Genomic DNA, 25857 nt, shown 5'->3' with positions numbered 1-25857 from the left:
TTCGCGGGCTGCTCCTTCAGCGGGGAATCGTTGATGCCTTCGAGGCCATAGGCGGATCGGTGAACCAGATCGCCCCATCAGGCCCGACCGCGACATCGTTCGGGCTGTTGAGCTTCTTCCCGCCATATTGTTGGGCAAGCGCCCGCTTCGCATGAGTCTTCAGGTCGAGCAGGGCAACGCCCCGGTTGCCCTGGTCGGCGATGATGATCGAGCCGGCCGGGCCCGGCTTGAGGCCGTTCGAGCCGGGTTCGCGGAACCCCGTCGTCGCCGTTCCGCCCGATGGTTCGAGAAAGATCTTGGCTTCTGTCCCACCCGACCAGCGATGGATGCGATTGTTCGGAACGTCGCTGAAGAGAAGGTAGCCGCCGTCCGCAATCCAGACGGGTCCTTCCGACCACTTGAAGCCGCTCGCGATGACCGCCGGCTCGCTCCCTTCCGGGATCAGCGGTGGAATTGCTGCGCTCCCTCCGGAAGCGACGACCGCGCCCAAAAGCATTGCGGCACTAAGCAGGGTTCGTCGGCGAGTGACGCTCATGGCTACTGGATCTCCGATGGTGAGGAATGAAATGTGCTGGCGCGCCGCGCCGCGGCCTCGATCGAGGCGAGGTCGGTCGAGGCGCTAGGACCGAGCCAACTCCCGCCCACGCAAAGTACTTGTTCGAGAGCAAGCCACTGCGGCGCCGTTTCCTCCGTCACACCTCCGGTCGGCAGAAGCGCGCGTCGCCGAACGGAGCTGAAAGGGCCTTCAGCGCGGCCCTCCCTCCGGCGGCCTCCGCGGGGAAGAACTTGAAATGACGAAGCCCGAGTTCGAAGCCGCGCATGATCTCGCCCGCGGTCGCGATTCCCGGCAGATAAGGAATGCCGCGGGTGATGGCGGCCGTTGCCAAAGGCGCCGTCATGCCCGGGGAGACCGCGAACTCCGCGCCTGCCGAGAGGGCGTCGTCCAGTTGCTTTTCGGTGAGGACTGTCCCGGCGCCAACCACCGCCCCATCGATCCCGCGCAGCTCCCGGATAACGTCGAGTGCGGCAGGCGTGCGCAATGTGACTTCAAGAACCCGCAGGCCACCTCGAACGAGCGCCTCGCCGACCGGCCGGGCCTGTGCCGGATCGTGAATAATCAGCACCGGAATCACCGGCGACAGCCGCATGATTTCCCCGATCTCCATCATCGCCGGACGTCCTCCGGCGCGAAGGGATCGAAAGCCTCGAGGTCCTCGCGCGTGCCGATCCAGCGATCCCCCGCGATCCCGTGCTTCATCACTGCTGCGGCCAGACCGACCTTCACGCATTCCTCGGCTGCTGCTCCGCGCAGGATCGCGTCGATCACTGCACCGGCAAACGCATCGCCGGATCCTATCCGATCGATGACATTCGCGAGGGACGCTGCATCAGTCTCGAAAGACTCGTCACGAGTGGTGACGTTGGCTGACAATCGCCCGTGTTCGACTGATCGCTCCGTCCAGGCGATCACGGCGATCTTGGGGAATGCGGCGAAGGCTCCAGCGATTGCATCTTCGTCAGCGAGGCCAGCAATATGCCGCGGATTCGTGAACAACACGTCCGTCAGGCCCAACAGGTCGTTGACCCGGCGGACATCCGCTTCCGAACGATCTTCCCACAGCGATGCGCGATGGTTGACGTCGAAGGAGATCGGAACACCCGCATCCACCATCGCCCGAGCAGCATCCAACGCAGCTTCGGCGGGCTTTCCGCCTAGCGCGAGATTGATCCCGGACATATGGAACCAGGAGGCATCGCGAGCCAGGGCAGGCCAGTCGGATGCATCGGCGTTCTCGGCGAAGGCCGATACCGCCCGGTCATAGACGATGCGGCCGGCGCCTGCGGTGCCTTCGACAAAGTAGAGACCCATGCGGCCATCGCTTCGCCTGACGTGCCGGGTATCGAGCCCGACGCTTCGAAGCGACGCTTCACACTGGTCGCCGAGCGGTGAGGCCGGCAGGACGGTAATCATTTCCACCTGACGACCGAGTTGCGCAAGCAGGGCACCGGCGTTCGCCTCCGACCCTCCAGCGTGCACTGCCAGAGACTGCGCATTCGCGAGCCGTACGCCTGGCGCCGTACTCAAGCGAAGCATCACTTCGCCGAAGCACAGGATCGGGCCGGGACGGTCGAGCTTCATACGCGGACCTCCACGAAATGCTCGACTGCCGCTCGCGCGCCGAGATGCCGGATGTTGTCGAGATGGCTGGCCACGAGCGCCGCGAATTGCGAATCGGCTACGAGACGGCGCGGAAAGACAGCGTCAAGACCGAGAAGCGCCGTGACCTGGTCGGTCGAATTTCGCGCCTCGGAAACCAGGCGCGAAGTTGTCGCAGCCAACGGATCGTCAACCTGCACCTTTTCACCGGCGTCGCTCCGTCCAGACTGGAAATGCATCCACGCCGCGAGGACAAGAGCGATCGCCGATGGCTGGTTGCCGCGGTCAATCAGCTCGACGGCCGGAGTGACCAATCGTTGAGGCAGCTTCTGCGATCCGTCCATGGCGATCTGCATCAGCCGATGGCCAAGCGAAGCGTTTCGAAACCGCGCCATCAGGCTGTCGCGATAAGCCGCCGGATCGACTTCCGACGAAGGGCTGAGCGTCGGCTGCACCTCATCCCAGAGCAGTTCGACCAGCGCCCTTCCCCACCCCTCCGCGACGAAGCGGTCGACCGTCTCGATCCCCGCCAAAGCGCCGAGATAGGCCATTGCGGAATGCGCTCCGTTGAGCAGTCGGAGCTTTGCCTGTTCCCAGGACGCGATGTCCTTGGTGACCTGCACGCCGACGCTTTCGAAGTCGGCCCGCTCGCCGGCAAAGCGGTCCTCAATCACCCACTGCCAGAAGCCGTCGGTTCGCACCGTGGCGCGATCGAGCACGCCCAGCTCCGCCGATATTCGCTCGATGTCGCGCTCGGACGTGGCCGGTACGATGCGGTCGACCATCGTGGCTGGAAACGCGCATTCCTGCTCGATCCATTCGCCGAGCGCCGGATCGTTGGCGTTTGCGGCTTCCCTAACCAGTGCCCTCAGCTTGCTGCCATTGCCCGCAAGATTGTCACACGAGATGATCGTGAGCGGACGAAGTCCCCGCTCGCGCCGCTTGAGCAAGCCGGCAGCGAGATGCTCTGGCGTCGTCTTCGGCGAGGTGAGCGTGGCCCGCGGAAGATCATAGCCCTTTTCCGTTACGGTCACCGTCACGATCCCGGTCTCCGGCGCAGCAATGGCCTCGACCAGCCGAGCCGGATCTTCGGGCGCCACGATCACATCGCGAATGACGCTCACGACGCTGATCCCACGTTCAGCTCCATCGTCGACGGCCAGCGTGTAGAGGCAGTCCTGAGGCACTAAAGTGTCGCGTACTGCGGGCGACCGCAAAGACGCACCGACCACGCCCCAACGCAAGTCGCCCCTTTCGGCAAGCGCCTGAAACACCGGCGCCTGATGCGCCCGATGGAAGGCGCCCAGGCCAACATGGACGACGCCGGGCTTCAGCGCGCGTCTATCGAAAGACGGCCGACGAATGCTAGCGGGCAGGTTCGCGATCGTGGCGTTTCGAAGGCGCTCCGTCACAACGCGTACGCCTGCTTGACGAAATCGTAGGCGAGTTGCCGTGCGACTTCGAACGCTTCGTCTTCGTCCAGCCGATGCTCGGCCACGAGGCGGGTAAGGAAGGCGCAATCCATCCTGCGCGCGACGTCGTGCCTCGCGGGAATCGACAGAAACGCGCGCGTGTCGTCGACGAAACCGGCCGTGTTGTAGAAGCCAGCGGTCTCCGTCGCCTGCTCGCGGAAACGCTGCATCCCTTCCGGACTGTCATGAAACCACCAGGGCGGCCCGAGCCGCAGTGCCGGATAATGGCCGGCCAATGGCGCCAGCTCGCGGGAATAGGTCGTCTCATCGAGCGTGAAGAGGATGATGGTCAGCCGCGCCTCATTGCCGAAGCGGTCGAGCAGCGCCTTCAGGTTTCGAACGTATTCCGTCGGGATCGGAATGTCGGCGCCTTTGTCGCGTCCATATTCCTGCAGCAGCCAGGGATTGTGGCTGCGATGGGCGCCCGGATGAATCTGCATGACCATTCCGTCATCGAGGCTCATCCGCGCCATTTCAGTCAGCATCTGCCCGCGGAACAGCTCTGCATCTTGCGCGGAGAAATCACCGCCAAGGATCGTCGAATACAGCGACTCCGCCTCCGGCCGCGACAGGTCGGCGGTGAACGGGGTCGGATGGCCGTGATCGGTCGAGGTCGCTCCCGCTTCCCGGAAGGCAGCGCGGCGCTTTTCGTGGGCACGCAGATAATCGCCAAAGTTCGAGACGTCTTCGCCGGTCATCTCCCCGAACCGGCGAAGGTTATCGCTGAAACCAGGGAAGTCGGGATCCACCACCGGGTCCGGCCGATAGGCGGTGATCACCCTGCCGTCCCAACCGGACTCCCTGATCGCGCGATGATGCTCGAGCGTGTCCAGCGGACTTTCGGTGGTCGCCAGCACTTCGATATTGAAGCGATCGAACAAGGCGCGCGGCCGAAACTCCGCCGTCTGCAGCGCCGCATCGATACGATCGAAATAGAGGTCGGCGGTCTCGGCCGACAACCGGATCTCCAATCCGAATATCTCGGCGAAGATCCAGTCGAGCCAAAGCCTCGAGGGCGTTCCGCGGAACAGGTAGTAGTGTTCGGCGAAGCAGCGCCAAGCCTCGCGCGGGTCAGATGCTGTCTTACCGTCAACCGTGGCCACTCCGAGCCGGTCGAGCGGGACGCCCTGGCTGTAGAGCATCCGCAACAAGTAGTGATCCGGCGTGAGGAGCAACTCGGCGGCATTGGCGAACGGATCGTTGTTTGCGAACCAGACGGGATCTGTATGCCCGTGCGGGCTTACGATCGGCAGGTCGCGAACACTGTCGTACAGGTCGCGCGCTATTCCTCGCGTTCGCTCTTCCGCCGGAAACAACCGGTCTGGATGCAGGGCCAGCGCCTCGGTCACCAGTTGAACATCGTGCCGTCTTCGAGGCGGTTCACCGGCAGGTAAGCGCGCTTGTAGGGGAAATGCGCCGCGGCCTCCTCGTCGATGTCCACGCCCAGGCCAGGTGCATCGCCCGGATGCATTGCACCCTTTTCGAAGGTGTAGGCATGCGGGAAGACGGCGTCTGTCTCCTCGGTGTGCCGCATATATTCCTGGATGCCGAAGTTCGGCACGGACAGGTCGAAATGGAGAGCCGCAGCCATCGTCACCGGCGACAGGTCCGTTGCGCCGTGGCAGCCGGTGCGCACGTTGAACATGTCGGCAAAGGCCGCGATCCGCCGCAGATGGGTGATGCCGCCAGCGTGGACGACAGTCGCGCGAATATAGTCGATCAGCTGTTCCTGGATCAGCGTCTTGGCATCCCAGACACTATTGAAGATCTCCCCGACAGCGAGGGGTGTCGTCGTATGCTGCCGAACGAGCCGGAAGCTCTCCTGGTTGTCGGCCACGACCGCGTCTTCCATCCAGAACGGTCGATACGGCTCGAGGTCCTTTCCGAGGCGCGCGGCCTCGATGGGCGTCAGGCGGTGATGGACGTCGTGCAGCAGGTGGACGTCCCAGCCGAGAGCTTCGCGCGCGGCGGCGAAAAGCTCGGGCACCGACCGCAGATACTTCTCCGTCGACCAAAGGTTTTCGGTCGGAAGGTCGGCGTCGGCCGGCTCGTAGAAGTATCGGTCCTTCGACACGCCGTAGGTCGAGGCCAGGCCCGGAATACCGCTCTGCAGGCGGATCGCCTTGTACCCCTGCGCCTGGTAATCGAGCGCGCTATCGACCGTCTCCTCGACCGTCCCGCCGTTTGCATGGCCGTAGACCATGACAGCTTCACGGCTTGCGCCCCCGAGCAATTGATAGAGCGGCAGGCCGGCGACCTTGCCCTTGATGTCCCACAGGGCTGTGTCGACCGCGGCGATTGCGCTCATTGTGACCGGGCCACGCCGCCAATAGGCGCCGCGATAGAGAAACTGCCAGATGTCCTCGATCCGGTGCGGATCGCGGCCGATCAGGCACGGAATCACATGGTCGTTGAGATAGGCTGCGACGGACAACTCACGTCCGTTGAGAGTCGCGTCGCCGACCCCGCGAACTCCATCGCTGGTTTCGATGACGAGCGTGACGAAATTGCGGCCGGGCAGGTAACGACGACCCGCGCGCGCTCGATACTCCCCATGCACGGTCCCTCTTTGTGAGCGCTAACATCCCAGCCATTCGGTCGGTGTCAAGCGGACTCACGCGAGCTCTGATGATGTGGCGGGGGCGCGGACTAATCGTCGCTAGCGCAAGTAAGTGGTCGGGGAGAGAGGATTCGAACCTCCGGCCCCTGCCTCCCGAAGACAGTGCTCTACCAGGCTGAGCTACTCCCCGACCGGAACCCGCTTTTGCCGCAACCAATGGTCGCTGCGGGAGCCAAGGCCGCGGCTAGATAGATGGGTATCCTGTAAGCGCAACCCGCGAATCAGCGGCCGAGCGCGGATAGCCATTCCTCGACGCGGACGAACTTTTCGCGGGGCTGCCGGGACGGGCGCGGCCGACCTCGGTTTCCTCGATTTTCCGCCAATCGTCATAGTCTGTCGCCATCACGCCGCGCTCGGCTAACAGGCGCTTGAGTCCGGTCGCGCCTTCGCGGTCGTTGCCACTTCCTGCGGGCATTGCGGCGGCGACCTGCTCGGCAACCTCGTAGCCGTCGGGCCGATTGGTGCCGATGGTGCCTGTCGGGCCGCGCCGGGCCCAGCCGACCGCGTACAGCCGATCGGCGATCAGCCCGCCCTTATTTTGAAACTTGCCCCCACGCTCATCGTAAGGAACGCCATCCATCTGCGGCGTCGAATATCCGATGGCGGAAATGACCAGTGAGGCCTTGATTTCATATCTCTCGCCCGTCCCCGAGCGGCGCCATTTTCGTCGAGTTCGGTCCGCTCGACGACGATCCGCTCCACCTTGCCGTCGCCTTCGACCCGCACCGGCTTGGCGAAGAAATCGAAGACGAGGCGCTTCGGCTTGGATGCGTCGGGTGGCGTGGCGGCGAATTCGCGGAGGATATTGATCGACTTGCGATGGCCCGGTTCGAGCGCATCGTCTGCTTCGACCGGCGGGAAGTCTGCCGCCTCGACCACCGGCGACGACTCCTCCAGATGCCCAAGCTCGCCGAGTTCCTTCGGCGTCATGGCGATCTGGTGCGGCCCGCGGCGGCCGAGGATGGTGACGGTCCTGATCGCCGAACTTTCAAGCGCCTGCAGGGCATGGCCGACAATGTCGGAGCCTTCGAACTCTCGCTGGGTCTTGGACAGGATGCGCGCGCAGTCGAGCGCGACATTGCCATTGCCGATGACGGCAGCGTGCGTCCCGTCGAGCGGAGGGTCGAGGTCGGCGAAATCGGGATGGCCGTTGTACCATCCGACGAATTCCGCCGAACCGACCACGCCCGGCAAGTCCTCTCCCGGGATGCCGAGCTTGCGGTCATGCGGAGCGCCGATCGCCAGGATGACCCCGTCGTATAGGGCCAGCAGTTCCTCGACCGAGACGTCGCCGCCGATTGTCACGTTTCCGATGAAGTCGACACCGGGCTCGTCCGTCACCTTGTCGTAGCGCTTGCTCACCGCCTTCAGCGACTGATGATCGGGCGCCACGCCGAAGCGGATCAGGCCGTAGGGCACAGGATAGCGATCGAGGATGTCGATTCGCGCTTGGTCGCCATAGGCCTTGGCGAGCGCCTCCGCCGTGTAGAAGCCCGCAGGCCCCGATCCGACGATGGCGAAGTGGCGCATCAGCTCTTCTTGCTCTTGTCTTCGAGTAGAAGATCGCCGCCCTTCGCCTTCAACGCTGCCTCGATCGGTCCCGCGAAGAAGGAGAGCATGCCCGGTAGGGCGACCCGAACGCGAACCTTCGTCTCCTCGACATCCAGCCGCGCTGCGACCGTCTGGCCCATGGCGGTGATATCGAGATTGAGCGTCTCGCCCGACCAATTCGACTGGACGTGGGCCGCGGCGCCCCCCGGAAGATGGTCGCGAAGCTTGTGAACGTTGTCCGCGATCCGCCGGTGCGCTTCGTCGCGGCCCAGCTTGTGCGGTAGCTCGACTTCGATCGGGCGCTCCATGGCTGCGACAGTGTGCGGGAAAGACGAGCTTTTCAACCCACCGGGGTGGAGTATCATGCGCCGATGCGCTGGCTCTTGCTTCCCTTGCTTGGTTTGGCCGCTTCGGCGTCGGCCCAGGTTGTGCTTCCTGCTCCGCCGTCGGGCTCCGTCGTGTACGCGCCCGGCGCCGCGACGTTCAATCCGGCGGCGGACTACATCACGGTCGGACAGGACGAGCCCGGTTACCGCAACTGGTATGCGGCGGCACCGGCGCATGGAAACTCCGTAAGGGCGTTCAATGCCTACCTCGAGCAGTATGACGTCGGCGGAGTCTTTCCGACCTGGCAGCTGCTTCGAACTGCCACGTCCTGGCAACGTTGCGGCGGCCAGCCGTTCGAGGTTCCGCCCACCAGTGAGTGGCCGCACATCGTGCAGACATTGCGATACGTCCGCGACTACGTGATCCCGGCGGTCGGGCCGGTCGAGCCGGTGTCCGCATATCGCAACCCGGCGCTGAACGCCTGTGCGGGTGGTGCCCCGGAGAGCGCCCACAAGCATTATTCCGCGATCGACATGGTTCCGCTGCGGCAGACCACGCGCGAAGACCTGATGCGCACCTTATGCCGAGTTCAGGCGCGGCGCGGCCCCGACTACCAGGTCGGGCTCGGCTTCTACGCGTTCCTGCGTTTCCACGTGGACACCACCAAGTATCGCCGGTGGAACATGGATCCGACCGTGGCTTCGCTCTGCCCGCCGATCGCCAAGTCGACGGACATCGCCACCATCGCGCAGCCGCTTCCCACCATTTCAGCCGCAAGCTCTGGCGCTGCGCCAGTGATCGCAACCACACCGGTTGAGCCCGCCGGACCGAAGGTCGTCTTCGCACCTTCGGCCGCCCCGACAGGTTCTTCCGATTCACAGCCGCAACAGCATTGAGCGGCACCTTGTGTTGCGCTGAAGCAACACCATATCCGGCCTGCTGAACAGGGGTAGGAAATGGATCTGGAAAAGCTCACCGACCGCGCCCGCGGCTTTCTTCAGGCGGCGCAAACCATCGCAGTTCGCGAGCACCATCAGCGGATCGCGCCGGCGCATCTGCTGAAGGCATTGCTTGATGACGAGCAGGGTATGGCCGCGGGTCTGATCAACGCGGCAGGCGGAGACGCGAAAACCGCGCAGCGCGAGGTGGACGCCCTCGTTTCAAAGATTCCGGCTGTCACCGGCAGCGGAGCGACACAGGCGCCCGCGCTGGATGGCGACACCATCCGCATCCTCGACCAGGCCGAACAGGTCGCTCAGAAGGCCGGCGACAGCTACGTCACGGTGGAACGCATCCTGCTGGCGATGGCGCTCGCCAAGGGCACCGACGTCGGCAACGCCCTGCAGAAGGCGGGCCTTACCCGCAGAACCTGAATGCCGCCATCGAGAAGCTGCGCGGCGGGCGAACGGCGGACACGCAAGGCGCCGAGGACCGCTACGACGCGCTGAAGAAATACGCCCGCGATCTCACGGCGGCAGCACGCGAAGGCAAGCTCGACCCGGTCATCGGCCGCGACGAGGAGATCCGCCGCACGATCCAGGTGCTCGCGCGCCGGACCAAGAACAATCCGGTGCTGATCGGCGAGCCGGGCGTCGGCAAGACCGCCATCGCCGAGGGTCTCGCGCTGCGCATCACCAATGGCGACGTGCCCGACGGCATCAAGGACAAGCGGCTGCTGTCGCTCGACATGGGTTCGCTGATCGCCGGCGCGAAATATCGTGGGAGTTCGAGGAGCGCCTGAAAGGCGTGCTCGACGAAGTGAAGCAGGCCGCGGGCGAGATCATCCTGTTCATCGACGAGATGCACACGCTGGTTGGCGCCGGCAAAGCCGAAGGCGCGATGGACGCCGGGAACCTTCTCAAGCCATCTCTGGCCCGCGGCGAGCTGCACTGCATCGGCGCGACGACGCTCGACGAGTATCGCAAATATATCGAGAAGGATGCGGCGCTGGAGCGGCGCTTCCAGCCCGTGTTCGTCGGCGAACCGAGCGTTCCCGACACCATCTCGATCCTGCGCGGCCTCAAGGAAAAGTACGAGCTTCACCACGGCGTGCGGATCACCGACGGCGCGCTGGTCGCGGCGGCGACGCTCAGCAACCGCTACATCACCGACCGCTTCCTACCGGACAAGGCGATCGACCTGATGGACGAGGCCGCGAGCCGGATCCGCATGGAAGTCGAATCCAAGCCCGAGGAAATCGAGAACCTCGACCGGCGGATCATCCAGCTCAAGATCGAGCGCGAGGCACTGAAAAAGGAGCAGGATGCGGCCTCGAAGGAACGCCTGAGCAAGCTCGAAGAAGAGCTGGCGAACTTAGAACAGCAGTCGGCGGAGCTCACTCAGCGCTGGCAGGCCGAAAAGGACAAGATCAGCGCCGAAGCGAAGATCAAGGAGCAGCTGGACGCGGTCCGCATCGAGCTGGAGCAGGCGCAACGCAACGGCGACCTCGCCAAGGCCGGTGAGCTGCAATACGGGCGCATTCCCGAGCTGGAGAAGCAACTTTCAGAAGCTCAGGCGGCCGTAAAGGGCGCGATGCTTCGCGAGGAAGTCACCGCCGAGGACATCGCCTCCGTCGTCAGCCGCTGGACCGGCGTTCCGGTCGAACGGATGATGGAAGGCGAGCGCGAAAAGCTGCTCCAGATGGAGAAGCTCATCGGCGCCCGAGTCATCGGCCAGGAAGATGCGGTGAAGGCCGTGGCCGCCGCTGTCCGCCGTTCACGCGCAGGCTTGCAAGACCCCAATCGGCCGCTCGGCTCGTTCTTGTTTCTCGGGCCCACCGGCGTCGGCAAGACCGAACTCACCAAGGCGCTTGCCGAATTCCTGTTCGACGACGCCTCGGCAATGGTCCGCATCGACATGTCGGAGTTCATGGAGAAGCACGCGGTCGCGCGGCTGATCGGCGCTCCTCCGGGCTACGTCGGCTATGAAGAGGGCGGAGTCCTTACCGAAGCCGTTCGCCGCCGGCCCTATCAGGTCGTTCTCTTCGACGAGGTCGAAAAGGCGCACGGCGACGTGTTCAACGTCCTGCTGCAGGTTTTGGACGACGGACGCCTGACCGACGGCCAGGGCCGCACCGTCGACTTCTCGAACACGATCATCATCCTGACCTCCAACCTCGGCTCGCAATATCTGGCGGGCCTCGGTGAGGACGAACCGGCCGACAAGGTCGAACCGCAGGTGATGGAGGTCGTCCAGGCTCACTTCCGGCCGGAGTTCCTCAACCGGCTGGACGAGATCATCCTGTTCCACCGCCTGTCGGCAGGGCACATGGGGCCGATCGTCGATATTCAGGTCGCGCGGCTCCAGAAGCTGCTTGAGGACCGCAAGATCCGGATCGATCTGACTCCTGCCGCACGTGCCTGGCTCGGGCGCGTGGGCTACGATCCGGTCTATGGCGCGCGGCCACTCAAGCGCGCGATCCAGAAGTATCTGCAGGACCCGCTCGCTGACATGATCATCGCCGGCAAGATCAAGGACGGACAGGCGGTGCACGTCGACGAGGGCGACGGCGGCCTCGTCATCTTGCCTGCCGACGAGAATGTCCGCGAAGCCGCCGAGTAGGCCCTAAAGCACCATCCCGCGCTGCCGGTCTGCCGTCTCGTAGAAGCGGCAGACCATTTCCCGCTCATGCTCGCTGAGGTGCGGGTTCCAGGTGTCGATGATCAGGACCGCGCGATCCTTGTTGCTGCGGTTCCACGCCTCATGCTCGATGGTGTCGTCGAACACGAAGGCCTCGCCCTCGCGCCAATCCCGTGTCTCGCCCCGACACGAAATCCGCATCCGTCGGGCACGATCAGCCCCAGATGAACGATGCTGCGGACGTTGGTGGCGCCAGTATGCGGCGGAATATGGCTTCCGGCCTTGAGGATGGAGAAGAAGACGGCGGGCGCACGTCCGGGGATCCGGCACAACGGCAGTGATTCAACGAACTCGGCGGTCTGCGGCGCGCGGGCACAATTGGCGCCGATCCGGTCGCCTTCCTTCCAGAGGTGAAAGGCACCCCAGTCGAGCGACTTGTCGAGCGCGGACCACTGACTTTGCGGAACGCCATCCTCCATCGCGATGTACGGCTCCAGACCGGACTCTCCATCAGCGAGGATTGCGAGCAGTTCGGCGAGGATCGCGGGGCTCGCCGCCTCCAACTGCTCGAGCCACGGGAAGTGCGCGCGGTCGAAAAACTCGTCCGCAGGCAGGAAAGGGTAATGCAGCCCCTCGCAATGATTGGCGTAAATCGGCCGCTTCCCGAGCCAGTGATCGGCGGCAGCCGCCATCCGCCTCCGGTCGCGAGTGCCGGCTACAGCGAGTTCATCGGCCATGTCCGCAGCGATCGCGTCCGCCAGCCTCCGCTGCTGATCCTGGACATAGGCGGTGCCACGCTCGATCAGCTTTTCGAACTCCGCAGAGCGGTTGGGAATGTTCTTCGAGAGCGCGATGACGGCGCTCCAGTGCTTCGCCGCGAGCGTTGCTTCGCCCAGCCGCTCGTGAAGCTCGGCGAGTCGGATCAGCGCAAGCAGGTCACGGCGATCCAGCGCCAGGACTTGCTCGAGCGCATTGCGCTCACCAGCCGCGTCGCCAAGCTCACGAAAGGCGCGAGCGAGGTTCATCCATAACGGCTGCCCTTTGGGGTCTCGCTCACATGCAATCGTGAAATGCTCGATGGCGGCGCGCGGGTCATTCCGTTCGAGCGCCTTCAGGCCAAGCCAGTTGCGAGCGCCCGGATGGCTGCTGTCGAACGCGAGAACGGCGTCGAGATGGTGGCGGGCGACATCGTTGGCGCCGGCCTTCAGCGCCCGATCTGCCTCCGTGAGGTGTTGCTGGATGGTGCCCCGTCCACATGGGGATTGAGACCTACCTGTCAGCGGCGGTCAAGGGCACCCGGCTTTGTGGACACAAGGGGCGCGTTGCGCGTCCTCCAGCGCCTGCCTCTCCTGCGCCTTGCGGTCGGCCCATTCCGCCCGCGTCCCGCAAAAGCGCTTGGTCGCGAGGCGACTCCCGATTGGAGTAATGTTCTCGCAGATCTTCTCGTTGGGATTGCCGACGTTGGTGTTCGTCGCCGGAACCGGCGGAGGTGGAGCGCTTTCCGGCGCCGCGGCCGCGAGCACCAGAGTGAGGATCGGCACGATACTCGTATGCATGATCGCCTCCGTTTCTAACAGGAAGGGCGCCCGGTTCCGCTGTTATGCGTGAGCATGCACGGGCTTCTTTGTGCATTCTCGATCGCCTCGCGATCCTGGCGCTTGCGGTCTTCCCACTCGGCGCGAGTGCCGCAGAACCGCTTGGTCGCGAGCCGGCTGCCGATGGGCGTGATGTTTTCGCAGATCTTCTCGTCCTTGGGGCCGACGTTGGTGTTGGTCGCTGGCACGCTCTGAGCGGGCTCGCCTGCAAGCAGCGGCGAGGACGCCAGTACCGCCAAAAGTGCAGCCGCAGGGATTACCCGCATCAGCATGTGACCCCACCCGTCTTGTTCGAAACCGTGGAGCAGGGCCCGCCGATCTGCTTCTGCGCCTGGGACACCGCTTCGCGATCCTGCCGGTTGCGCTCTTCCCACTCGGCGCGAGTCGCGCAGACCCTCCTCTTTGCAAGCCGGCTGCCGATCTGCGTCACATTCTCGCAGACCTTTTCATTGGCATCAGTCGCCGAACTCACTTTGCTTTCAGGCGCTGCCAGTAAAGGGCCGGGAATGTCGCGGCAATTGCCAACATCAACAGGCGTACATGCATGGACCGCCTCCATTCTGTCGCGTTGCGCTCGCGAACGCTCTCGCAAGCGCGCCAATATGGTCTGTGAACCCGGCTCAAGCTCCGGCGCAAGGCCAATTCGACCAACGGCCAGCTGGCGCTAAGCGCCGGCTTTCTTCTCCGCCTGGAGGCTGGCATCGGCGTCAACGTAAGCTTCCTGCCGATCGACGCTCCAATAGCGGAGCTCATGGAGCGGAATGCGCGTGCCCGTCACCGCACAGATGACGTGGTCGCCGTTCGACAGCACACGGAAGGTCCCGGCAAGGTAATGGAGGCGCGCGGCGCGACCCGATCCGCTCATCAGCATTGGCTATTCCTCAGGCTCATCGAACAGCCCCCGTTGCGAGCCGACATAAGGGCGGCTGGCCTTCCTCTCAACCCGCTGCGGTGCCTTCGGCTCCAGGCCCGTCGTCGCATCGACCGTACCGTCGCCGAAGTGCAGCTGGAGATTGCGAGCGGCGACGGCTTCCGCGGCGTGCGTCAGTGTCTTTCCCTCGCGATCGGTGACCCGCGCAAAGCCTCGCTTCAACGGCCGGTCTGGATGCGCGAGCTCGGCAAGCCGCCACAGCGACGCGAGTTGATCCTGCGCCCGCTGCACACGGTCGCTCAGCAGCTCGAGCCGGAGGCGTGGAGCGACGGCACTCAGGTCGGCCCGCGCATGGGCGGCACGAGCGGAAAGTGCCCTTGGCAGCCGGCCGGTGAGGTCATCGACCTTTTGGGTCGCTGGAGCGAACAAGGTCTCGGGCTGCGGCCAGCGGTGGAGGGTCAAGTCGAGCCGCTCGCGCGCTCGCCTCGCCTGGACAGTTAGGCACGACGCCGAACGGCGTCCTAGATCGTCGACTAGGGCCATCAACTCCGCGCGGACCGGGACAGCCAGCTCGGCCGCGGCTGTCGGGTCGGCGCGCGCATGTCGGACGCAAAGTCGATCAGGGTTGTGTCGGTCTCATGCCCAACCGCGGAAATCAGCGGAATCGGCGACTCGGCCGCCGCGCGAACGACCTCCTCCTCGTTGAAAGCCCATAGGTCCTCGATCGAGCCGCCGCCGCGCGCGACGATGATGAGATCGGGACGCGGTACAGGACCGCGGGCTTCGATTGCTCCGAACCCGCGGATGGCCGCCGCGACCTTCGTCGACGCGCCTTCCCCCTGAACCGGCACCGGCCAGACAATAACGCGGGTCGGGCAGCGGTCCTCGAGACGATGGAGAATGTCACGGATTACCGCTCCGGTCGGTGACGTCACGACGCCGATCACGCGCGGCATGAACGGCAGCTTCCGCTTGCGGGAGCCCTCGAAGAGTCCCTCGGCGGCCAGCGCTCGCCGGCGCTTGTCGAGCAACGCCATCAGCGCGCCTTCGCCCGCCAGCTCCATCCTCTCGACGACGATCTGGTACTTCGACCGGCCCGGATATGTGGTGAGTTTCCCGGTCGCGATGACCTCGGCGCCGTCCTCGGGCCGGAACGCCAGCGTCTGGGCGCTGGTCCGCCAGACGACCGCGTCCATGCAGGCGCCCTCGTCCTTCAGGCTGAAATAGCAGTGGCCGGAGGCATGCCGCTTGAACCCGGAAATCTCGCCACGGAGGCGCACCCGGCCGAAGGACGTCTCGATCGTCCGCTTGAGCGACATCGACAGCTCGGTCACTGTGAGCGCTGGCGCGTTGTCGCCAGCCTTGGCCTCGGCTAACAGGCCACCGCCGCTGTCTTCGGGGAGATCCATGAACGTCCTGCTGTTGGGTTCGGGTGGACGCGAAGATGCGCTCGCGTGGCGGCTGAGGCAATCGCCGACCTGCGAAACGTTGATCGCCGCGCCGGGAAATCCGGGATTGCGCGATGGGCCGAGTGCGTCCCGGTCGATCCCTGCGATCCGGCTGCAGTCATCGCGCTCGCCGAAGGGCGCGCCATCGACCTCGTCGTGATTGGGCCGGAGGCTCCGCTTGTCGCTGGTGTTGGCGACGCCCTCCGCAATGCAAGATTCGCCGTATTCGGGCCGAATGCCGCCGCAGCGCAGCTCGAAGGTTCCAAGGGCTTCACCAAGGACCTGTGCGCTGCAAACGCTATCCCCACCGCAGGATACGTTCGGGTCGAGACCGTAGCCGCTGCGCACGACGCGCTGAAAGGGTTCGGCATTCCCGTGGTGATCAAGGCGGACGGACTGGCGGCGGGCAAAGGCGTGACCGTCGCCATGTCGCGAGAGGAAGCCGAGGCGGCCATCGATGCCGCCGGCGACGGGCCAATGGTCATCGAGGAGTTTCTTTCAGGCGAGGAGGCCAGCCTGTTCGCTCTCGTCGACGGAGTGACCGCAGTGCCCCTGGCCTCGGCGCAAGACCATAAGCGGGTCGGCGAAGGCGACACCGGGCCGAACACCGGCGGAATGGGCGCCTATTGCCCCGCCCCGGTACTCACCGCCGAACTGCAGCAGCGGGCCATGGACGAAATCGTGATCCCGACGGCGAAGGCGATGGCCGATGCCGGCACGCCCTTTTCCGGCGTGCTCTACGCGGGACTGATGCTCACCGCGGATGGCCCGAAGCTGATCGAATACAACGCCCGCTTCGGAGATCCCGAGTGCGAGGCGATCATGCCGCTGATTGAGGGGGATTTCGCGGAGTTGCTCCTCGCGGTTGCGACCGGCCGGCTCGGCGAGGCGCATCCGAAACTGTCCGCGAACCACTCGATGACAATCATCGTCGCCGCTCAGGCTATCCCGGTACGCCCGCGTCGGGTGGCCTGATCCGCGAGATCGAGGCCGCCGAGCAGGTGCCCGGAGTAACCGTCTTCCACGCGGGCACTGCGCGCAGCGGCGACACGCTGGTGGCCAAGGCGGACGCGTGCTCGCAGTGACGGCAGTTGCCGACACGTTCGCCAATGCGCGGGCTCGCGCCTATCGGGCCGTCGATCAGATCGACTTTGCCGACGGCTTCCATCGCCGTGACATCGGCTGGCGAGAACTCGAACGAAGCGGTGAAAACGCTTTGGCTGGCGAATGAACTTTCTTTGGGATCTCTACTGGCCCGTCATCACCGCCGCCGTGGTAATCGGAGTCGTCGCCGGACGCATCGGCTTCCGCAAGGACAAAGCCGTTGGTCGCGAAGCCTACAAGCGAAAGCGCTCACTGACGGTGCTCATTGCCACCGCAGCCGTCTTGATCATCGCGTGGGTCTGGCACGGGCCGGTCGGGACCGGCGAGCGCTTCGCCAGCTCGACCGAGCAGTTCACGCGCAAAGTCCTCATCGATTGGGAAATGGCTCCAGTTCAGGCGGCAGTCGTTCGCTCGCCGCTCAAGCGAAGCCTCGTCCTGTCAGGCCCGGCCGACGCCTTCCAGCGATCCGAGCTTGTGCGCATCCTGAATGACGTACCGGGCGTAGGCGAAGTGCACTGGCGGATAGCGGCTCCGGCTTCGCCTTGCCCCTGCTTCTGGAAGTGGAACTTGCGGCCCTGATCAGCTTTGGCCTTGGATTGTTGTTGGCTTATCTGCTGGAGCTTCGGCGGCGGTATAATGCGCAGTGGAGTTGGTGATGGATCTTCAGAATAATCTCGTCCTGATCATCGTCGCGGTCGTCGTTGTCGCGCTGATCGCCTTCCTCCTGCTGCGCCCGAGGCAGCGCGTGCAGCTGACCGACACCACGCCGATTCGCCCGCACATGGCCAACCCGAAGGCTGAGGCTGAAGGCAGAGGGCTGGACGGAGAAGCAGCCGCAGCGGCCAGCGACGTCGTCGGCGAGATTATTGGAGCACCAGTCCACCGCGCATTGGCAGAGGGTGATCAGCGGGACGATCTGACCAGGCTCAAAGGCGTTGGCCCAAAGCTTGCGCAGACGCTGAACGGGCTCGGCTACCACAGCTTCGATCAACTCGCGCGGCTGACGCCGGCCGACATCGGCAAGATCGACGCGCAACTCGGAGCGTTCGCCGGCAGGCTGGAGCGAGACCGCGTCGTCGAGCAGGCGGATCTTCTCGCCCGCGGCGACACCGCGGGGTTCGAAGCCAGCTTCGGCCGCCTCTGACGCGCTACGGCGCGGTCGGGATCAGGGCCTTGTGAATGGGCTCGACCCATCCGTCCCGCTTCATGTCCCAGGCGATGAAGTCGCTGTCGAACTGCCAGTAGGCCCAGCTGAAACCGTGCCGCTCTGCCTCACGGGCAACGGCGTCCGTGTAAGCCGCGCGCAGCTCGATCGGAGTGCCGCTCCGATCATATGCGCCGAACTCACCGAGCAGGATTTGCCGGTTGTTCGCCTTCGCCCAGGCGGCGACCTTGCCGAAGTCGGCGGCAATCGTGGCCCGATCGGCATCCGAGCCCCAGGTCACTCCGCGAACATCCTTCATTTCGGGCACCCAGCCCGCACCCTGGTGGGTGAAGCGGAAGGGATCGTAATAGTGGAACGTGACGATGATGTTCGGATCGTTCGCCGGAAGCTTGAGAGTGTCGAGCTTCTCGCGGCTGTTCCACTGCGTCGGGCCGATGATCACCGTTCGGGTCGGGTTGGACTTGCGCACCACCGCGAGGATTTCCGGATACAAGGCGTTCCACGTGTCGGCGTCGAGCTTCGCATGCGGTTCGTTCAATAGTTCAAATATCACGGACGGCGGCGCATTCCGGTATCGCGGCGCGATCTGGCTCCAGAACGCGGAAAGCCTCGTCCGGCAGGTATCGACATCTTCGGAGCAGGCATTGAAATCATGCTCGTCGAGGATGACCGACAATCCCGCTGCGCCGGCCTTGTTGACGATCCAGTCGAGCCGATCGAGGAAGCGCGGGCTGAGCGTGTTGCTCGAATCCATGTGCCGGAACGCCGCGAGGTTCACGCGGATGAAGTCAAACCCGCCTTTGCGAATCTCCGTGAAGTGCCGCTCCTGGAAGCGGCCCTGCGCCGGATCGGTCCAGATCGGGTCGTAGCCAAGGACGTTGACGCCTCGCTTCAACTCCGGTGCGGGCGCAGACTGCGCGTGCGCTTGCGAAACCAAAGCCAGCAATGAAGCTGCGACCGCGGCGATCAGCGTCCTAAGCATCGTCCCCCTGTGGATTTCAATTTTCCTCGGCTTTTGCCGGTTCGCTGTCCCGAGACCTGCGCTTCGGTCGCGACGCGATCAGCTTGTCGATCTTGCGCCCGTCCATGTCGACGACTTCGAATCGCCAGCCATCGTGCGTGAAGGTCTCGCCGGTCTGCGGAAGCCGCTTCAGGACCGAAAGCGCGAAGCCGGCAACTGTCGAATAATCGCGGTCGTTGGGCATGTTCACGCCTAACCGGTCTTCCAGCAGGTCGGCGCTTGCCGCCCCGGACACCAGCCAACTGCCGTCGTCACGCTCGAACAAGTCGGGCTCATCACCTTCCTCGACGTCGTGGGCGAACGTGCCGGCCAGGGCCGCAAGGATGCTTCCGGGCGTCACGATACCGTCGAAGTGACCATATTCGTCGTGAACGAGCGCCAGCGGAACCTCGGCCGAACGGAGCACTACAAGGGCGTCCATCGCGTCCATCAGATCGGGAATGACTGGCGCCGTGCGGGTCATTTCGCGCAGATCGATTTCGCGGCCGTCGAGCACAGCGTCGAGGAGGTCGCGTGCCTGGATCACGCCGATGATGTCATCGACCGAACCGTCCGCCACCGGGATCCGGCTGTGCGGCGTCTCCTTGAGCGCGTTGCGGAACTCTTCCTTGGTCGCGCTCACATCGACCCAGTCGACATCGGTCCGCGGTGTCATGACCTCGCGTACGGGCCGGTCGGCAAGACGGACGATGCCCGAAATGATCGCCCGCTCGCTTTCTTCGAGGACTCCGGCAGTCTGTGCTTCGGCCACCACCAGATGAAGCTCTTCCGCGGTCACCGTATTCTCGGATTCGCGGTTGAGACCCAACAGCTTGAAGATAAGGCCACTAGTCCGGTCTAGGAGCCAGACAATCGGGCCCGTCAAGGCTGACAGCCAGCGCATCGGACGCGCCATGGCTGCGGCAATGGGCTCCGGCGATCGCAGGGCAAGTTGCTTCGGCACCAACTCGCCGACCACAACCGAGGCGAAGGTCGTGAGAATAATTACGATAGCGAACCCGACCGTCTGCGCCGTATCCGGCTCCAGGCCCAGCAGCGTGATTCTCTCCCCGACAGGCTCACCGAGCGTGGCGCCTGAATATGCACCGGCAAGGATTCCGACGAGGGTGATGCCGATCTGGACGGTCGAGAGAAACCGGCCGGGATTGGCGGCAAGCTGCAATGCGCACTTCGCCCCGGCGCTGCCTGTCTTGGCCATCGCCTTCAGCCGCGCTTCGCGGGAGGACACGATCGCCAGCTCGCTCATCGACAGGACGCCGTTGAGCATCACCAAGGCCAGGATGATGACGACGTCGAACCAGGGAATGGGGGAAGGATCGCTCATTGCGTGAGGCTGTTAAATGCCCGCGCGCGCATTTGTTCACAAGCGTTGGTCAATTTCAGCGCCTGTCACCGAAGAAATCGCGGAGAAGCTCCGCGGATTCCGCCTCACCAATCCCACCGAGAACGTCCGGGCGATGGTGGCAGGTTGGCTGGTTGAACACGCGCGCGCCATGGACGACCCCGCCGCCTTTCGGATCTTCAGCTCCAAATCGGAGCCCATCCAGCCGCGCCAGTGCGATCGCTCCCGCACACATGGCGCAGGGTTCGAGCGTCACCCAGAGGGTGCAGCCGTCGAGCCGGGACTGGCCCAGGGTCACGGCCGCATGCCGGATCGCGACAACTTCAGCGTGCGCCGTCGGATCGAGGCTTCCGCGCATCGCATTGCGGGCCTCGGCAATGATCTGTTCGCCCTTGGTCACGACGGCGCCCACCGGTACCTCGCCATCGGCCGCGGCCTCTCTAGCAAGGTCGAGCGCGCGACGCATCGGCGATGGAAGCGGAAAGCTCACACCAGCCGGCTAGTGCAGGCCGCTCCTCCTGTCGATTACTGAGCGGTGTTGGTGGCCGGCTGTGCCTGGTTGCCGTCGGCCGGATTGACCTTGAGCGAAGGCACCGGGACCGTGACGTTCGCCTGGTTGGCGCCGACGCTGACGGTTCCCGTTTCGACGTCGAAAGCCGGGGTCTGACCGCCCGTCGCCGTAATGCCGTTCGAGTTCACGGACACCTGCGGCACTTCTGCCGGTCGCGTCTGATTGATGTCGATGAGCCCGGTGGCGACGAGTACGATCAACGCCACCACGGCGAGGATCAAAAGTAAAAGAACTGCGCGCATCCCTGTTCCGATCTAACGTAGTCCAAGCGACATAACGTCATTGCGGCTGCCAAGGTTTCCTCGCAAGTGTTGACGCGCAAGACCCTTATGGGTATCGGGCTGCGGCTTTCCGGCCCTCTCGCGAGCGGCCCGCTTCAACGAATCAGGAACGAACAACATGTCGCGCGTTTGCGAGCTGACCGGCAAGGGCCGGCAGGTGGGACACAATGTTTCCCACGCCAACAACAAGACCAAGCGCACGTTTCTGCCGAACCTGCAGAACGTGACTTTGATCTCCGACGCCCTTGGGCAGAGCGTGAAGCTGCGCGTTTCGACGCACGGCCTGCGTTCGGTCGAGCATGTCGGCGGCCTCGACAATTGGCTGCTGAAGACCAGCGATGACAAGCTGTCGCCGAAGGTCCGCAAGCTGAAGCGCGAGATCGTCAAGAAGGGTCAGGCCGCGGCCTGACCCGTCAGCGGTCCCGAACGGGCCGCTAGCTCTCCAAAGCTTCCGATTCCGCCATCGCCGCCGCGCCGCGACGGTGCCGTTCGCGCCGCCGGCGCATGCGCAGCCACATCAGGATTCCCGTCACCGCCAGGATGGCCGGCAGGATTCCCGAGATGAACATCACAATCTGCCACCAGAGCGGCATGTCGCTGCCATCGTGGATCCGTTCCATCGTTCGCGCGACCGTCTGCGGCCTTTCCGGCGCCAACGTGGCCGTTGCGTCAAGGTCGCGAACCTTGATTTCAGATGCTTTCCCGTTGGCGGTGACTTTTACCGTCCACTCCGGCGACTTGTCGGTCGGCCAGGCGACGTTCGTAAGCCGGCCCGACACCAGCTTCTGGGCAGAGGTCGCCGCCTGATCCACGCTCTGGCGCGGGAGCGTCAGCGGCTGGCCTTGGGACCCGGGACCGACGTGCCCGACGGGTGAGCCTGAGAGCACGCTGAATGCGCCGGGGAATGAGATCCAGGCGCCCGTCCCCGACATGATCGCGAGCGGTATCGCAATCCAGAACCCGCCCAGATGATGAAGGTTGGAGTTGAAGTCAGGCCGGCGGTTCCAGCGCAGGCCCCGCGTGACGCTGCCTTTCAGCGGCCACCACAGCCAAATGCCGGTGAGCGACGAGATGAACATCGCGACGCCGATCCAGCCTACGACCTTTCGGCCGACGCCGGGTACATCAGGTTCCCGTGCAAGGTGTGGAGGACGCGGACGACCCCTCGTTCATATTGGCGCGGTCGAGCGGTTCGGCACTCGTCGGGTCGAGCCAGATCCACGCCCGCTGCGGCCTGGAATCGCCAAGCGGCGCCTTGGTGATCGTGACCTGGACGCTTCCGGCCTTGTCCGGAAATGCCATCGACACGATGCGATCACCTGGCTTGAGAAGCGAGTTGGCGGCTTCAGCGTAGGTGCCGGGCGTGGCCAAAGGCGAACTCACGACGGGATAACGGTGCGGGTTGACCTGCGCGTCCAGCCAACCGCGCCAGACCAGCGCCGATCCGCTGAGCGACAACGGAATGATCAGGATCGCAAGGATCAGGCCGATCCACTTGTGCAACTGGAACCACGCACGGCGAAGGCGAATCATTTTCGGGCTCATGAACCGCCATTAGCTTGTTGCGAAGCGTTCGCAATAGTCATGCTGTTTCCTGAACAGACGTTGCCAGGGTCATTCAGCTTCGGTGAAGCGCGAATCGGACATAAGCCCAACAAGTGCCGAGGTTTCCCCCTTTTTCCTCGTCACCAACTGTCCCTCGCGTCGCGTTACGAGGGGGCCCGACGCCTTACCGCGTCGGGCCCTAATTCTTTCAGCCTCAGGCTGTTTCGAACAGATTCGCGAGCTGCTCGATCATCGCCCCGCCCAACTGCTCCGCATCCATGATGGTGACCGCCCTGCTGTAGTAGCGGGTCACGTCGTGGCCGATACCGATGGCGACCAGTTCTACCGTGGAGCGGCGCTCGATCCATTCGATCACCTGCCGCAGATGCCTCTCGAGATAGGCACCGCCATTGGCCGAAGCGGTCGAATCGTCGACCGGCGCGCCGTCTGAAATCACCATCAGGATCCGGCGCTCTTCGGGCCGCGCAATCAATCGATTATGCGCCCACAGCAGCGCCTCGCCGTCGATATTCTCCTTGAGGAGCCCCTCTCGCATCATCAGGCCGAGATGGCGCTTGGCATGGCGATAGGGCTCGTCCGCGCGCTTGTAGACGATATGCCGAAGGTCGTTCAGGCGACCGGGCGTCGCCGGACGGCCATCGCTAAGCCATAGCTCGCGACTCTGGCCGCCCTTCCAGGCGCGTGTTGTGAAGCCCAGAATCTCGCTCGCGACGCCGACCCGCTCAAGGGTCCTCGCCAAAATATCGGCACAGATTGCGGCAATCGCGATCGGCCGGCCGCGCATCGACCCGCTGTTATCGATCAGCAGGCTGACGACCGTGTCGCGGAATTCCGTGTCCCGCTCGATCTTGTAGCTGAGCGAGTGCATCGGATTGACGATCACTCGCGCCAGCCGGGCAGCGTCCAGCAACCCTTCTTCCTGATCGAAATCCCAGCTTCGCGCCTGCTGCGCCATCAGCCGGCGCTGGAGGCGGTTGGCCAGCCGCGTCACCACATTGTGAAGTCCGCCCATCTGCTGGTCGAGATAAGCGCGGAGGCGCGTCAGCTCCTCTTCATCGCAAAGCTCCTCGGCCTCGACCACCTCATCGAAGCGGGTCGTGAACGCCTTGTAGTCGGTCTGCGGAGAGAGATCCCAGTTGCGCCGGTCCGGGATCGAGAAGGCGTCCTCGGCTGTATCGTCGCCGTCGGAGAGCTCGTCCTCGCCAAGCTCCATGTCTTGCGGAGCGGTGTCGCCGTCACCCTCTTCTTCCACTTGCTCGGCGCGCATTTCCGTCTGATCGGATGTGGCGCCGCTTTCAGTCTCGTCGTCGCCGTCCTCGCCAGTGCCGTCGTCGCCCTCGTCCTCATCGCCGCCGGCTTCTGGCGGTTCCTGCGCCTCGTCAGCGCCGGCCGCCAGATCGAGGTCCTCCAGCAATCTTCGAGCGATCTTCGCGAAGGCAGCCTGATCGTCGATGGTCATGGCGAGGGCGTCGAGATCGACACCGGCCTTTTCTTCGATCCAGGGTGCAACCAGGTCGAGGCCTGCTTTGGCCGACTGCGGCGGGGCGTCGCCAGTGAGCCGCTCCCGGGCCAGCAGACCGATCGCCGTGGCAAGGGGAACCTCGTCTTCGCTCCTGGCGCGAAGGATTGCGTCGCCCGAATGCGCGCCTCGGTCAGCTCGGAGAGATTGGCGCGAACACCGGACATGGTGCGCGCGCCGAGCGCCTCGAAGCGGGCAGTTTCCAGCGCATCGAAGACGGCCCGCGCCTCCAGATCGACAGGCGCCGCCGCGGCGTGAAGCGAGTCGTCATGATAGCGGAGGCGAAGCGCCAGCGAATCGGAGGCACCGCGCGCCTCGGCAACCAGCTTTCGCTGCAGGCTGGCACCGGGCGAAGGCACGCGCGCCGTCTTCCCGGACGGCGGTGCGGTCTCCGTCGCAAAGACCACCTCAACTTCCGGGTCGCGGGCAATCGCTCGCGCGGCCCCGGCCAGAGCACGTCGGAAGAGGTCGATCGGCTCAGCCAAAACGGGCACACCGGAGGAGCCGAATGTTCCCAATGTTCGCACTGACGGGATAGTCCGGCTCAGCCGTCGCACACCAATCAGGGCCATTCCCTGTCCTTTGTCATGAGCCTGGCGCTGTAGGACAGCGATTTCACGCATCGGCCTTCAGCTGGCCTTCGAGGCGACGCTTTCGGGAAGGTCCGTGCCAAAGACGCGCTGAAAATATTCGGCAATCAGCGGTCGCTCGGCTTCGTCGCACTTGTTGAGGAAGGTCACCCGGAAAGCGAAGCCGACATCGCCGAAGATCAGCGCATTCTGCGCCCAGCTGATGACGGTCCGCGGGCTCATGACGGTCGATATGTCGCCGTTGATGAAGCCCTGCCGCGACAGATCGGCGACCTTGATCATCTTCTCGACCGTCTGCTTGCCGTCGGGATCGTCATATTCGCCCGACTTGGCGAGGACGATTTGCGCCTCGACCGCCGCCGGCAGATAATTGAGCGTCGTAACGATGTTCCAGCGGTCCATCTGGCCCTGATTGATCGCCTGGGTGCCGTGATAGAGGCCGGTCGTGTCGCCGAGGCCGATCGTGTTCGTCGTCGCGAACAGCCGGAAGAAGGGGTTCGGGCGGATCACCCGGTTCTGGTCGAGCAGGGTCAGCTTGCCTTCCGTCTCGAGCACACGCTGGATCACGAACATCACGTCCGGCCGGCCCGCGTCATATTCGTCGAACACCAGAGCGACGGGGTGCTGAAGCGCCCATGGGAGCAGGCCCTCGCGGAACTCCGTAACCTGTTGGCCTTCCTTGAGGACGATGGCGTCGCGGCCGACGAGGTCGATGCGGCTGATGTGGGCGTCGAGGTTGATGCGGATCAGCGGCCAGTTGAGGCGCGCCGCGACCTGCTCGATATGGGTCGACTTGCCGGTCCCGTGATAGCCCTGGACCATCACGCGGCGGTTCTTCGCGAAGCCGGCGCAAATCGCCAGCGTCGTGTCCGGATCGAACACATAGGCCGGGTCGAGATCCGGCACGCGCTCGTCCGCCTCACTGAACGCCGGGACTTCCATGTCGCTGTCGATCCCGAACAGGTCGCGGATCTTGGCCATCTTGTCGGGCGCCGAAAGAACCGTGTCGGAGCGGCTCTCGCTGTTCACGTTGGATAATTCGGTCATCGGGATTGCCTTAAGGCAAGGCGTCGAGCG

The 25857-nt window shown here is 64.5% G+C and carries 20 protein-coding genes, 1 tRNA gene and 8 pseudogenes; 6 read left to right on the top strand and 23 right to left on the bottom strand.

The window, feature by feature from the left end:
* Nucleotides 1-16 precede the first annotated feature (16 nt).
* The 9 genes and pseudogenes from H9L15_RS18735 to H9L15_RS07425 all read right to left on the bottom strand — a co-directional run bounded on the left by H9L15_RS18735 (nt 17) and on the right by H9L15_RS07425 (nt 8109).
* Complete coding sequence (locus H9L15_RS18735) at nt 17-535, bottom strand: SMP-30/gluconolactonase/LRE family protein (RefSeq protein WP_187715698.1); 519 nt, start codon at nt 533-535, stop codon at nt 17-19.
* Nucleotides 536-537: 2 nt separating this feature from the next.
* Nucleotides 538-1232, bottom strand: a pseudogene (gene eda / locus H9L15_RS07460) (bifunctional 4-hydroxy-2-oxoglutarate aldolase/2-dehydro-3-deoxy-phosphogluconate aldolase).
* Nucleotides 1166-2140 (bottom strand): sugar kinase, encoded by a 975-nt coding sequence (locus H9L15_RS07455; RefSeq protein ID WP_187715697.1) that lies wholly within the window; start codon nt 2138-2140, stop codon nt 1166-1168. The pseudogene eda and the gene H9L15_RS07455 overlap by 67 nt, the downstream one beginning before the upstream one ends.
* On the bottom strand, nt 2137-3570 hold the full coding sequence (locus H9L15_RS07450) for a mannitol dehydrogenase family protein (RefSeq protein WP_187715696.1): 1434 nt from the start codon (nt 3568-3570) through the stop codon (nt 2137-2139). The genes H9L15_RS07455 and H9L15_RS07450 overlap by 4 nt, the downstream gene beginning before the upstream one ends.
* Nucleotides 3567-4979 (bottom strand): glucuronate isomerase, encoded by a 1413-nt coding sequence (gene uxaC, locus H9L15_RS07445; RefSeq protein WP_187715695.1) that lies wholly within the window; start codon nt 4977-4979, stop codon nt 3567-3569. Before uxaC ends, H9L15_RS07450 begins: the two co-directional genes overlap by 4 nt.
* Nucleotides 4976-6186, bottom strand: a pseudogene (manD, locus tag H9L15_RS07440) (D-mannonate dehydratase ManD). Before manD ends, uxaC begins: the two are co-directional and overlap by 4 nt.
* A gap of 117 nt (nt 6187-6303) precedes the next feature.
* Nucleotides 6304-6380: transfer RNA gene (locus H9L15_RS07435), tRNA-Pro, on the bottom strand.
* 91 nt (nt 6381-6471) lie between these two features.
* Nucleotides 6472-7780 (bottom strand): annotated as a pseudogene (locus H9L15_RS07430) (FAD-dependent oxidoreductase).
* The gene (locus H9L15_RS07425) at nt 7780-8109 is read right to left on the bottom strand and encodes a polyhydroxyalkanoic acid system family protein (protein WP_187715694.1); all 330 of its coding nucleotides are present in this window, start codon (nt 8107-8109) and stop codon (nt 7780-7782) included. Before H9L15_RS07425 ends, H9L15_RS07430 begins: the two are co-directional and overlap by 1 nt.
* Nucleotides 8110-8172: 63 nt before the next feature.
* Here H9L15_RS07425 and H9L15_RS07420 point away from each other — a divergent pair, with 63 nt between their 5' ends.
* Both H9L15_RS07420 and clpB read left to right on the top strand, forming a co-directional pair.
* Nucleotides 8173-9024: a D-Ala-D-Ala carboxypeptidase family metallohydrolase gene (locus H9L15_RS07420; RefSeq protein WP_187715693.1), complete on the top strand. Its 852-nt coding sequence runs from the start codon at nt 8173-8175 to the stop codon at nt 9022-9024.
* A 60-nt stretch (nt 9025-9084) separates the two neighbouring features.
* Nucleotides 9085-11689, top strand: a pseudogene (gene clpB / locus H9L15_RS07415) (ATP-dependent chaperone ClpB).
* 3 nt (nt 11690-11692) lie between these two features.
* Here clpB and H9L15_RS20290 read toward each other — a convergent pair.
* The 6 genes and pseudogenes from H9L15_RS20290 to xseA form a co-directional block, all read right to left on the bottom strand.
* Nucleotides 11693-12915: pseudogene (locus H9L15_RS20290) on the bottom strand (aspartyl/asparaginyl beta-hydroxylase domain-containing protein).
* Between the two features lie 78 nt (nt 12916-12993).
* Complete coding sequence (locus tag H9L15_RS07405; RefSeq protein WP_187715692.1) at nt 12994-13263, bottom strand: hypothetical protein; 270 nt, start codon at nt 13261-13263, stop codon at nt 12994-12996.
* Between the two features lie 14 nt (nt 13264-13277).
* Nucleotides 13278-13574: a hypothetical protein gene (locus H9L15_RS07400; protein WP_187715691.1), complete on the bottom strand. Its 297-nt coding sequence runs from the start codon at nt 13572-13574 to the stop codon at nt 13278-13280.
* The gene (locus H9L15_RS07395) at nt 13568-13774 is read right to left on the bottom strand and encodes a hypothetical protein (RefSeq protein ID WP_187715690.1); all 207 of its coding nucleotides are present in this window, start codon (nt 13772-13774) and stop codon (nt 13568-13570) included. Before H9L15_RS07395 ends, H9L15_RS07400 begins: the two co-directional genes overlap by 7 nt.
* Nucleotides 13775-13966: 192 nt before the next feature.
* Nucleotides 13967-14173 carry a DUF2093 domain-containing protein gene (locus H9L15_RS07390; protein ID WP_187715689.1) on the bottom strand — a complete coding sequence of 69 codons (207 nt, stop codon included), beginning with the start codon at nt 14171-14173 and terminating at the stop codon, nt 13967-13969.
* Nucleotides 14174-14176: 3 nt separating this feature from the next.
* Nucleotides 14177-15582: pseudogene (xseA, locus tag H9L15_RS07385) on the bottom strand (exodeoxyribonuclease VII large subunit).
* On the opposite strand from xseA, the pseudogene purD reads away from it, so the two are divergent.
* From purD to H9L15_RS07370, 3 genes and pseudogenes are all read left to right on the top strand, one after another.
* A pseudogene (purD, locus tag H9L15_RS07380) lies at nt 15581-16852 on the top strand (phosphoribosylamine--glycine ligase). The pseudogenes xseA and purD sit on opposite strands and share 2 nt — an antisense overlap.
* Nucleotides 16849-17304, top strand: a complete 456-nt coding sequence (locus tag H9L15_RS07375; protein ID WP_187715688.1) for a hypothetical protein — start codon at nt 16849-16851, stop codon at nt 17302-17304. The pseudogene purD and the gene H9L15_RS07375 overlap by 4 nt, the downstream one beginning before the upstream one ends.
* A 76-nt stretch (nt 17305-17380) precedes the next feature.
* Nucleotides 17381-17869, top strand: coding sequence for a hypothetical protein (locus H9L15_RS07370; RefSeq protein ID WP_187715687.1), 489 nt, complete (start codon nt 17381-17383; stop codon nt 17867-17869).
* Nucleotides 17870-17873: 4 nt separating this feature from the next.
* Here the strand turns inward: H9L15_RS07370 and H9L15_RS07365 are convergent, their stop codons facing one another.
* Genes H9L15_RS07365 through H9L15_RS07350 form a run of 4 tightly spaced genes read right to left on the bottom strand, consistent with a single transcriptional unit; the run spans nt 17874 to nt 21066 of the window.
* Complete coding sequence (locus tag H9L15_RS07365; RefSeq protein ID WP_187715686.1) at nt 17874-18872, bottom strand: glycoside hydrolase family 5 protein; 999 nt, start codon at nt 18870-18872, stop codon at nt 17874-17876.
* A 16-nt stretch (nt 18873-18888) separates the two neighbouring features.
* Nucleotides 18889-20235, bottom strand: coding sequence for a hemolysin family protein (locus H9L15_RS07360; protein WP_187715685.1), 1347 nt, complete (start codon nt 20233-20235; stop codon nt 18889-18891).
* A gap of 55 nt (nt 20236-20290) precedes the next feature.
* The gene (locus tag H9L15_RS07355; RefSeq protein ID WP_223276593.1) at nt 20291-20743 is read right to left on the bottom strand and encodes a nucleoside deaminase; all 453 of its coding nucleotides are present in this window, start codon (nt 20741-20743) and stop codon (nt 20291-20293) included.
* A 35-nt stretch (nt 20744-20778) separates the two neighbouring features.
* Nucleotides 20779-21066, bottom strand: coding sequence for a hypothetical protein (locus tag H9L15_RS07350; protein WP_187715684.1), 288 nt, complete (start codon nt 21064-21066; stop codon nt 20779-20781).
* A 157-nt stretch (nt 21067-21223) separates the two neighbouring features.
* Between H9L15_RS07350 and rpmB the strand changes: the two genes are divergently transcribed.
* Nucleotides 21224-21514 (top strand): 50S ribosomal protein L28, encoded by a 291-nt coding sequence (gene rpmB / locus H9L15_RS07345; RefSeq protein ID WP_187715683.1) that lies wholly within the window; start codon nt 21224-21226, stop codon nt 21512-21514.
* A 25-nt stretch (nt 21515-21539) separates the two neighbouring features.
* Here the strand turns inward: rpmB and H9L15_RS18730 are convergent, their stop codons facing one another.
* The 4 genes and pseudogenes from H9L15_RS18730 to cobS all read right to left on the bottom strand — a co-directional run bounded on the left by H9L15_RS18730 (nt 21540) and on the right by cobS (nt 25827).
* Nucleotides 21540-22184 (bottom strand): PepSY-associated TM helix domain-containing protein, encoded by a 645-nt coding sequence (locus H9L15_RS18730; protein ID WP_262984943.1) that lies wholly within the window; start codon nt 22182-22184, stop codon nt 21540-21542.
* Between the two features lie 46 nt (nt 22185-22230).
* Entirely contained in the window at nt 22231-22650 is a 420-nt protein-coding gene (locus H9L15_RS18725) for a PepSY domain-containing protein (RefSeq protein ID WP_262984942.1), read from the bottom strand.
* 214 nt (nt 22651-22864) lie between these two features.
* A pseudogene (cobT, locus tag H9L15_RS07335) lies at nt 22865-24675 on the bottom strand (cobaltochelatase subunit CobT).
* Nucleotides 24676-24819: 144 nt separating this feature from the next.
* Nucleotides 24820-25827 carry a cobaltochelatase subunit CobS gene (cobS, locus tag H9L15_RS07330; RefSeq protein WP_187715682.1) on the bottom strand — a complete coding sequence of 336 codons (1008 nt, stop codon included), beginning with the start codon at nt 25825-25827 and terminating at the stop codon, nt 24820-24822.
* Between the last annotated feature and the right edge of the window lie 30 nt (nt 25828-25857).

This window comes from Sphingomonas daechungensis, assembly GCF_014489495.1.
In the GTDB taxonomy this organism is placed as follows: Bacteria; Pseudomonadota; Alphaproteobacteria; order Sphingomonadales; family Sphingomonadaceae; genus Sphingomicrobium; species Sphingomicrobium daechungense.
This window is presented reverse-complemented; position numbering and strand designations above follow the sequence as displayed.